Source organism: Janthinobacterium tructae (genome assembly GCF_006517255.1).
Classification (GTDB): domain Bacteria; phylum Pseudomonadota; class Gammaproteobacteria; order Burkholderiales; family Burkholderiaceae_D; genus Janthinobacterium; species Janthinobacterium tructae.
This window is the reverse complement of sequence record NZ_CP041185.1, coordinates 328,044-337,785: the sequence shown is the minus strand read 5'-3', so window position 1 is coordinate 337,785 and position 9,742 is coordinate 328,044. Positions and strand designations below refer to the sequence as shown.

General features: G+C 64.7%; 6 protein-coding genes. 3 read left to right on the top strand and 3 right to left on the bottom strand.

Features of this window, described 5'->3' with window-relative positions:
* Positions 1 to 69 precede the first annotated feature (69 nt).
* The 3 genes from FJQ89_RS01510 to FJQ89_RS01500 form a co-directional block, all read right to left on the bottom strand.
* Entirely contained in the window at positions 70 to 3,126 is a 3,057-nt protein-coding gene (locus FJQ89_RS01510; RefSeq protein WP_141168756.1) for a CHASE domain-containing protein, read from the bottom strand.
* A gap of 238 nt (positions 3,127 to 3,364) precedes the next feature.
* The gene (gene cobA / locus FJQ89_RS01505) at positions 3,365 to 4,135 is read right to left on the bottom strand and encodes a uroporphyrinogen-III C-methyltransferase (RefSeq protein WP_141168755.1); all 771 of its coding nucleotides are present in this window, start codon (positions 4,133 to 4,135) and stop codon (positions 3,365 to 3,367) included.
* 14 nt (positions 4,136 to 4,149) lie between these two features.
* Complete coding sequence (locus FJQ89_RS01500) at positions 4,150 to 5,328, bottom strand: CmpA/NrtA family ABC transporter substrate-binding protein (RefSeq protein WP_141168754.1); 1,179 nt, start codon at positions 5,326 to 5,328, stop codon at positions 4,150 to 4,152.
* 245 nt (positions 5,329 to 5,573) lie between these two features.
* Here FJQ89_RS01500 and FJQ89_RS01495 point away from each other — a divergent pair, with 245 nt between their 5' ends.
* The 3 genes from FJQ89_RS01495 to FJQ89_RS01485 all read left to right on the top strand — a co-directional run bounded on the left by FJQ89_RS01495 (position 5,574) and on the right by FJQ89_RS01485 (position 9,710).
* Complete coding sequence (locus FJQ89_RS01495; RefSeq protein WP_141168753.1) at positions 5,574 to 6,092, top strand: sigma-70 family RNA polymerase sigma factor; 519 nt, start codon at positions 5,574 to 5,576, stop codon at positions 6,090 to 6,092.
* Complete coding sequence (locus tag FJQ89_RS01490) at positions 6,089 to 7,093, top strand: FecR domain-containing protein (protein ID WP_141168752.1); 1,005 nt, start codon at positions 6,089 to 6,091, stop codon at positions 7,091 to 7,093. Before FJQ89_RS01495 ends, FJQ89_RS01490 begins: the two co-directional genes overlap by 4 nt.
* A 94-nt stretch (positions 7,094 to 7,187) precedes the next feature.
* On the top strand, positions 7,188 to 9,710 hold the full coding sequence (locus FJQ89_RS01485; protein ID WP_141168751.1) for a TonB-dependent siderophore receptor: 2,523 nt from the start codon (positions 7,188 to 7,190) through the stop codon (positions 9,708 to 9,710).
* The last annotated feature ends 32 nt before the right edge of the window (positions 9,711 to 9,742 follow it).

Below are 9,742 nucleotides of genomic sequence, written 5' to 3'. Positions count from 1 at the left end.
CCGATGGGTTGCCGCGTCTCTGGCAAGGTGGCCGGAGACGTCAAAGGCATATTATCGCCGCTGCCTGCGTCAGGGGGCGTCGCTGACGGCAAATTCCATTGAAATTTGTTCGGCCACCTGCGCCAGCGCAGGCCCCAGGGCCGTCAGCAAGGCGCGCGCCTGTTGCAGGTCGCCGCCCAGGCGCAAGCCTTCGATCGACACACACAGGCTGGCGAAGGCATGGGCGCCCACGGCCAGCGCCGATGATTTGCTGCGGTGTCCCAGGTCGGCCAGGCGCCCCAGGTCTTCCAGCGCCATGGCCTGCTCCATTTCAGCGATGCCGTCACGCGCCGTATCGAGAAACAGCTGGGTGTATTTGCGCATCTTCACGGCGTCATTGCTGAACGTGAGCGCCAGGGTGGCCAGATCGAGGACGGCCATGTCGCGCAAGTCCGGCGCGGCGGCCGATGGCGACGCTTTCGGCAGCGCCGCCAGCCTGTCGCCCACGCGCGCATGACCAAGGCTGCCGATGCCGCCGATGCCGCCAATACCGCCACGCAGGCGAAACCATTTCGCCAGCAGGTGAAACAGCAGATTCGGGGCGATCGGCTTGGTCACGAATTCATCCATGCCGGCCGCCAGGCAGCGGGCGCGGTCTTCGCTGCCCGCATTGGCCGTCATGGCGATCACCAGCAAACCGCTGAGCCTGGGGTCGGCGCGGATGCGGCGCGTCGCTTCGAAGCCGTCCATCTCCGGCATCTGCACGTCCATCAGCACGCAGTCATAGCGCTGGTGGGCCAGCAATTCCAGCGCTTCGCGGCCATTGCAGGCGATGCAGACGGTGGCGCCGGCGTCTTCCAGCAATTCGCAGCCCACCTGCTGGCTGAAGACGTTATCTTCCACCAGCAGGATGGATGCGCCACGGATCACACCCAGGACGTCGGGCTCGACTTCGGCGATGCGCTCATCGCCCGCTTGCACGCTTTTCTCCAGGCGCGCCGTGAACCAGAAGGTGCTGCCCTGGCCCGGCTGGCTGTACACGCCCACCTTGCCGCCCATGAGTTCAACCAGCTGCTTGCTGATCACCAGCCCCAGGCCGCTGCCGCCATACTTGCGCGTGGTCGAGGGGTCGGCCTGGTGGAAGGAACGGAACAGCTGCGCCACTTCTTCCTGCTTCATGCCGATGCCCCGGTCCTGCACTTCGAAGCGCAGCATGGCGTGGCTGCCGCGTTCCTCCGACTGGCGCACGCGCACGTAGATGCTGCCATTGTCGGAAAACTTGATGGCGTTGCTGGTCAGGTTCAGCAAGACCTGCTCCAGGCGCAGCGGATCGCCGCGCCAGCGCTGCGGCAGCCCGGACGCGATATCGAACTGCAGCGCCAGGCCCTTGACGGCGGCCGCATCGCCGAGCTGGCTGGCGATATTCTCCAGCAGGGTGTCGAGACGGAAGTCCAGCACTTCCAGCTCCAGCTTGCCCGCCTCGATCTTGGAAAAATCGAGGATGTCGTTGATCAGGCCCAGCAAATGCTGGCCCGAATGAAAGATTTTTTGCAGATAATCGCGCTGGCGCGCATCGGCCACCGATTTCAGCGCCAGGTGCGCCATGCCGATGATGCTGTTCATCGGCGTGCGGATTTCATGGCTCATGTTCGACAGGAAGTCGCTCTTGGCCTGGCTGGCAGCGTCGGCCTGCTCCTTCAGGCGGTGCAGTTCCGTCACATCGGTGGACAGGCCGATCAGGCCCGTGACGGGACCGGGCAAGCCCAGCGGCACCTTCACGCTCCACAGATGGTGCACCTGGCCCTGCGCATCGACGAAGCGCTCTTCGCCGACGAATTTGGCGCCGCTGTCGAAGACCTGGCGTTCGGTCAGCTGGGCGGCGGCGGCCGCATCGCCGAGCGTCAACTCGCCATCCTGGCGGCCGATCAACTGCTCCGCCGAGCGGCCCAACATCTTCGCCGTGCGCGCATTCACGTAGCGGTAGCGCAGGTCGGCATCCTTCATGTAGACGTAGGCATCGACGCTGTCGAGCACCGTATCGAGCAGGGTGCGCTGCGCCACCGCGTTGCGGCGCGAACGGTACAGGGTAAAGATGTAGCCATAAATGAGCAGGGTACCGGCCACGCCGACGCCCAGCGCCAGCCACGGGAAATAGCGGTCAAAGGGGCTGTACAGCTCCGCCTTGCGCATGCGAAAATGGGCTTTCCATACGCCCCCCTGATACGCGATGGGCAGGACCTGGTCGAAATACGCGGCATCGCCGCCCGGTTGCGGCGGCGTTGCCGCCAGGTCGCCGTCATCGTTGAACAGCAGACGGTCCTGCGGCGCGATGCGCAGGACGCCTTGGGCCGGCAGAGGTTCGACCGCGCTGTACAGAGTCAGGTGCAGCGGTTCCAGGACGCTGCGTTCGAGCGCGCTGTGCACCAGCTGCGCCACGCCAAAGCCGATGCCCACGGACCCCTGGTAGGCGGCGCGGCGCTCGGCCACGCTGCCTTGCGGCATGCCATTGCGGTACACGGGCAGGCGCATGCCCAGGCCCACATGCGCGGGCGGTCCCTTGATCATGATCACCTGCCCCGACGCGCTGACTTCGCCGCTGTCGCGCGACTGCGCCAGGGCTTGCGCCACCAGCGGGTTGGCGCCGATATCGACGCCCATGCGTTCGGCCAGCAGCGAATCGGGCTCCAGGTAAGTGAGCACTGTGTATTCGGGCCGCTCGCCGGGCGGGCGGATGGTGAAAGCGGGATAGCCGCGCGGCGCCATGCTGGTGTCACTGCGCACATCGGCGACATAGGCCGCGCGCTGCGCCTGCGTCAGCGCCACCGCATAATTGACCGATTCGATGGCGGGGAACTGGCGCGCGATATCGAGGCCGGCCACGTAATCGTGGAACTGGCGGCGCGTCAGCTGCTCGCTGGTGCGAAACAGCGCTTCGAGGCCACGCAGCAGGTCGGAATAGCTTTTGACGCGCGTGGCCAGGCTATGCTGGGCACCGTGCGTGAGGTTGTCGAAACGCTGTTCGGCGTCGTCATTGACCGTGCGCACCGCGCCCGCATACAAGGCGCCGCCCACCGCCAAGGCCAGCAACAGGCCGCCTGCCCAGATTCTGATGCCTGATCCCGCCCCGCCCTTGCTCAAAGTGTGCATTGTCGATCGCTTATTCCGGTTTCCTCGAATGTGCGGCGCCGCGCCGCCCAGCAAGTACGAGGATACTATCAAAGCCCCTGCCCGACGCATCCGGACACGAAAAAAAGCGCGTACTATGGTTGCCCTGGAAAACACTGCGCGACAGGATCTGCCAGTTTGCCTTCATCTGCGCCTCGTTGAAATTCCGTGGCGGCGGCGCGGCGCCCATCCGGCCCGTGGGCCTGCCTGTCCGTTAAAGTCAGACGGCGGCGGCCAGCAAGGCGCCGGCGCCATGCGCATCCCAGGCATCAGCGCAGCGCACCACCTCGCCCACGACGATGATGCTGGGGCTGCCCAGGCCGCTGGCCAGCAAGTCGGCGGGCAAATCGCGCAAAGTGCTCAGCAATTCGCGCTGCGCCGGCAAGCTGGCCGATTGCACCACGGCGACGGGCGTGCCGGGCGCCATGCCGCCGGCCAGCAAGCCCGCCTGGATGGCCGCCACCCGCGCCACGCCCATGTAGATGACCAGGGTCAGGCCGCTTTGCGCCAATGCTGCCCAGTTCGGCTCCGAAGCGCTATCCTTGCCATGGCCCGTGACGAAGATCGCGCCCTGGCTCCAGCTGCGGTGCGTCAGCGGCACGCCGATGGACGATGGCGCGGCCAGGCCGCTGCTGATACCGGGGATTACCTCGACGGCCACGCCGTGACTGCGCAGGTAGGCGCGCTCTTCGCCGCCACGCCCGAACAGATAGGGATCGCCCCCTTTCAGGCGCACCACATGCTGGCCGGCACGCGCCTCGGCCAGCATCAGGCGCTCGATGAACGCTTGCGGCGTGGAAGCGCAGCCGCCCCGCTTGCCCACCTCGACCACGCGCACGCCTTGTGCCGCATGCGCGAGGATGGCTGGATTGACGAGGTCGTCAATCAGCACCACGTCGGCCCGCGCGATGGCCTTCACCGCTTTTAATGTCAACAGGTCCGGGTCGCCGGGACCGGCGCCGACCAGGGTCACGCTTCCAATTTGCGCCATGCTGCAGTCTCCAATCAGAAAAAATGGCCGATGGCAAATGATGCCGCGTACGCTTCCGGCGCGCTGCCGTCCCACACGACGCCGTCGCACAGGGTCGAGCTGCGCATGGAGGATGCCGGCAAGGGAGTAGCCGTCATGTCCGCCGCCTGGCGGTACAGGTCGATGCGGTTGACTTGCCTTGCCACCGCCAGGTAGTCGGGTTCGTCGCGCAGCAAGCCCCAGCGCCGGTGCTGGGTCATGAACCACATGCCGTCGGACAGGCAGGGGAAATTCACGGCGCCCTCAGCATAGAACTTCAAACCGTGCGTCTCGTCCCAGGTCTTGCCCAGGCCATCCTGGTAGTGACCGAGGATGCGCGGCGCCAGCATTTCCTGCGGTGTATTCAGATAAGCGGGCTCGGCCAGGGTGGCCGCCATGGCCAGCCGGTTGGTGTCGCTGGCGTCGATCCAGCGGCCCGCCTCAAGCACGGCGGCGATCAGGGCGCGGCAGCTGTTCGGATACTGGCGCGCAAACGCGGCGCTGGTGCCCAGCACCTTGCCCGGATGGTCGGGCCAGATGGCGCCGCTGCTGGCGGCCGTCACGCCCACGCCATCGACGATGGCCTTGTAGCCCCACGGTTCGCCCGCGCAAAAGCCGTCCATCTGGCCCGCGCGCAGGGCCGCCACCATCTGCGACGGCGGCACCGTCATCACGCGCGCGTCGCGCAGCGGATCGATGCCATGCGCGGCCAGCCAGTATTGCAGCAGCATCGCGTGGTTGCCGGTCGGGAAAGTATGCGCAAACGCAAACGGCCGCGCTGCGCCGCGCATGTAGCGCGCCAAGGTGGGGCCATCGTGGGCGCCCTCGCGCGCCAGCGCCGCCGACAGGGTGACGGCCTGGCCGCTGTGATTGAGGTTCATCAGCACGGCCATGTCGCGCTGCTGCCCGCCGATGCCCATCTGCACGCCATACACGAGACCGTACAACACGTGGGCCGCATCGAGTTCGCCGTTATTCAATTTGTCGCGCACGCCGGCCCACGACATCTCCCGGCTCAGTTCGATCTTGATGCCGTATTTTTCATCCAGGCCCAGCTTTGAGGCCATCACCAGCGAGGCGCAATCGGCCAGCGGCAGGTAGCCGATGCGTATCGTCTGTATTTCCGGATGCATGGAGCGCATCACCTGGGCGCTTGCGCCCTTTCCCTCTGTCATACCCGCGTCCTTACTTAACTTTGCGACATACCGCTGACCATTCCCTGCGCAAACCGCGCCCCTGTGCTTTAGCCAGCAAGAGCCGTGCCAGACGCGCGAGTTAAATATGCACCAAAAGCGTGCCGTGGCCGGCCGGAATGGATGGGCTAGCCACGGCCTCATTGCACAAAGCACCCTTCCTCGTTAAAATGAGAACAATTCCCATTTAGATTCAAGACCTCTCCATTCACGACCGCCACGCCCCCATGCCCGCCCCGCTCCCCCTTTCCTCCCACCCTGTCGGCACGCTCTACGGCGCACACCTCGGCTGGCTGAAAGGCTGGCTGCGCGCACGCCTGGGCAATATGGGCGATGTCGCCGACCTGGCGCATGACACTTTCGTGCGCCTGCTGGTCGACCGCAATGCGCAAGCCATCCGCGAACCGCGCAGCTACCTGGCGACCATCGCCGGCAGAGTCGTGGTCGATCATTACCGCCGCCGCGCGCTGGAACAGGCTTACCTGGAAACCTTGGCGCAATGGCCGCAAGCACAGGAACTATCGTGCGAGGCGCGCGCCATCGTGCTGGAAACACTGCACGAGATCGATGCGCTGCTCGACGGCCTGGGGGCGAAAGTCAAGCAAGTCTTCATCCTGTCGCAATTCGAGGGCCTCAGCTATGCCTGCATTGCGCAGGAGCTCAGCATCAGCCTGCGCAGCGTGAACAACTACATGGCGAAGGCCGTGCTGCAGGTATGCCTGCTGCAAGCGGCGCTCGAAGCATGAGCGCAGGCGGCCTGTCCGGCATGGAGTTGCGCGCACTGCGCGCGGCGGCCGCCTGGTATGCGCGCCTGTGCTCGGGCCACGTCACGCCGGAAGACCGGTTGCGCTGGCAGCGCTGGCGCGACGTACACCCCGCCCACGGCGCCGCCTGGCAACGCATCGAAGCGATGCAACGGCAACTGGGCAGCGTGCCCGGTGCCTTGGCCGCGCCAGCCTTGCAGGCTGCGGCACAAACCGGGCTTGCGCAGCTATCGCGCCGTGGCGTGCTGCGCGGCACCCTGGCCGTGCTGGGTGCCGGCGGCCTCGCATGGCATGGCTGGCGCCAGCCCGCCGCGCGGGAATGGCGGCTGGCCATGCTGGCCGACATATCCACGGCAACGGGCGAACAGCGACGCCTGATTTTGCCCGACGGCTCGCGCCTCGTGCTCAATACGGATAGCGCCGTGGACCTGGCCTATGACGAGGCGCAGCGCCGCCTGCTGTTGCGCAGGGGTGAAATTTTCATCGGCACGGTCGCCGATCCCCACCTGGCCATCGGCTATGGCGCCCGGCCTTTCCTGGTAGATACGCCACATGGCCGCATCCGCGCGCTCGGTACGCGCTTCCTCGTGCGCAGCGATCATGCCGGCACGCTGGTCACCGTACTGGAAAAGGCCGTGGAAGTGCGCAGCGGACAGCAGCGCCCCATGCTGGTGCAAGCGGAGCAGCAATTGCGCATCGGCGCCGATGGCGCCATGCAAGGCCCCATGCCGGCAGCATTCGGCGCGGGCGCGTGGCAAAACGGCAGTTTATTGGTTGACAACATGCCACTGTCTCGCTTGCTGGCTGAACTGGGACGCTACCGTCGTGGCGTACTGCAATGCGATCCGCGCGTGGCCGACCTGCGCATATCGGGCAACTTCCCGCTGGCAGATAGCGACCGCGCCCTGCAAGTGCTGGCCAACGGCTTCCCGCTGCACATCGTGATGCACACGCGTTTCTGGGTACGCGTGCTGCCCGCCTGAAAAATATATTCCCAAAGCGTGCACTTTTTTTGCCGCTGATCCGACCTCCTTCCTGCAAGCGTCCTGAAAGACGCGTTAACCCTGAAGGAATTCCATGACCGCCGCACCAAGTATCGCGCGCCGCACCGCCGTCGCCCACGCTGTACACTCCGTCCTGCTGGCCATGCTGGCCACCGCGCCATTACTCACTCCAGCCGTCGCGTCTGCTGACGCCACCAGCACCGCCCGCAACGTCGCCATTCCCGCCGGGCCACTGGGCGCCACCATCAGCCGTTATGCCAGCACGGCCGGTGTCGCCATCGCCTTCGATGCCACGCAGCTGGCCGGCCTGAGTTCGCCTGGCTTGCACGGCAACTACACAGTCGACCAGGCTTATGCGCAATTGCTGCAAGGGAGCGGCTGGGAAGCGGAGCAACTTGGCGACGGCAATTATGTGTTGCGCGAGGCGGCGGCTGCGCCGCAGGCAACGGAAATCAGCATGCGTGAAATCCGCGTGACGGGCAGGCGCGACGGCGAAACGGAAGGTACGGCTTCGTATACCACGCCTGTCATTACCATAGGCAAAACGGCCCAATCCTTGCGCGAACACCCGCAAACAGTCTCGGTGCTGACGCGCCAGCGCCTCGACGACCAGAATATCAGCGACTTGAGCAAGGCAGCCGAACAAGCCGTCGGCATCACCGTACAGGACAATACTTTCCTGATACAAAAGCTGTATGCGCGTGGCTTTGAAATCAGTAGCTACCAGCTCGATGGCGGTGCCCCCATGGATACGGGCTTTTCCGCCAGCATCGCGGCCGACCTGGCGGAATATGATCGTGTGGAAATCCTGCGCGGCGCGGCGGGTTTGCTGAACGGCACAGGCAATCCAGGCGGCGCCGTCAATCTCGTGCGCAAGATGCCTACTGCCGCGCCGCAGTTCAATGCCAGCGTAGCGGCCGGCAGCTGGAACAATTACCGCAGCGACCTCGATGCTTCCGGCCCGCTGGCGTTCGACGGCAAGTTGCGCGGACGCGTCGTCGTCGCCTATGAAAACCGTAAATACTTCACGGCCATCCGCGCGACGGAAAAGCCGCTCATCTATGGCGTACTGGAAGCCGATATCGCACCCGGTGCCGTACTGGCCATCGGCGCTCGCGAACAGCGCACGCATGACCGGGGAACCTGGCCGGGCTTGCCCCGCTACAGTACGGGCGCCGAGCTGCACTTGCCCCGCAACACGGGCGCGATGGCCGACTGGGCCGGCGTCGATTCCACCTCGAGAGAACTGTTTGCCAAGCTGACCTGGCGCCTGGCACAGCGCTGGACCCTGCGCGCGAATGCTGCGCAGATGCGCCAGGCCGGCGCGACGGATGATGGTTTCATCCTGGGCGCCATTGATCCGCAAACCTTGACGGGCGGCCGCTGGCAAAGCGGCCACACGCAATACCATAACAAGCAACAACTGCTCGATATCAACGTCAGCGGCGCCTTCGACTGGTTCGGCCGTACGCATGAAGTACTGGCCGGCATTGATGGCCAGAAAGTCACCAGCAGCTGGGTGGCCAGCTATCCGCTGGAAGGCAACGGCACGCCGGGAGATTTGTTTCACCCAGGAAATACCCCTTTTCCCAAACCTGTGTATGGCCCCGTTGAACGCGACTACGATCCCTGGGGCCAGACCCAGTATGGCGCCTACGCCACCTTACGCCTGGACGTGGCCGAAGGCAGTAAGCTGATCGCAGGCGCGCGGGTCAACCGCTACCGTTACCGCCAGCACTATCGCGAACTCGATACGGACACGGGCATCTGGGACACTTCAGGTTTGACGCAATACGCGGAGCCGACCAAGGTCACCCCTTTCATCGGCTTCATGCACGATATCAATCACGAGTGGTCGGCCTATGCAAGCCACGCGCAAATATTCAAGCCGCAAGCAGACTTCAAGGCTGGCCCCGCGCCGGGCACGGGATTACGCCCCATGCGCGGTGCAAATAGCGAACTGGGCCTGAAAGGGGAACTGTTGGGCGGCAAGCTCAATACGGCACTGGCCCTGTACCGCATCGTGCAGGATGGCCGGGCCGTCAACGATCCCCGCTATGAAGAACAGTCCGCCCTATTTTCCAGCAATTGCTGCTACCTGGCTTCCGGCAAGGTCGTCAGCCAAGGCGTGGAAATGGAAGTCAACGGTGAAGTGGCCGCTGGCGTGCAATTGTCCGGCGGCTATACCTACAACCACAACAGCAATGAAACAGACAAGGCCGTTTTCAGCACGATCACGCCCAGGCATGCGCTCAAGCTGTGGGGCAGCTGGCAATTGCCCGGGGAGGCTTCCGCCTGGAAACTGGGCGCCGGTGCAACCATGCAGAGCAAGCAATACGCGCAAGGCACGGCTGCCAGCTGGAATGCGGCCACAGGCAAGTTCAACGGCCCTGCCGTGCCATTCAACTATACACAGGCAAGCTATGCCGTCTGGAATGCCATGGCGCAATACCGAATCGACCGCCACTGGAGCGCCAGCGTCAATATCAATAATGTCTTCGACAAAACCTATTACCGCACCATGGGCCGCTCCAGTAATGGCAATTTCTATGGAGAACCACGCAGCGCGGCGCTGATCTTGCGTGCCAGCTACTGACAGGCAAGTACGCACTGATGTGGTGCATTGCA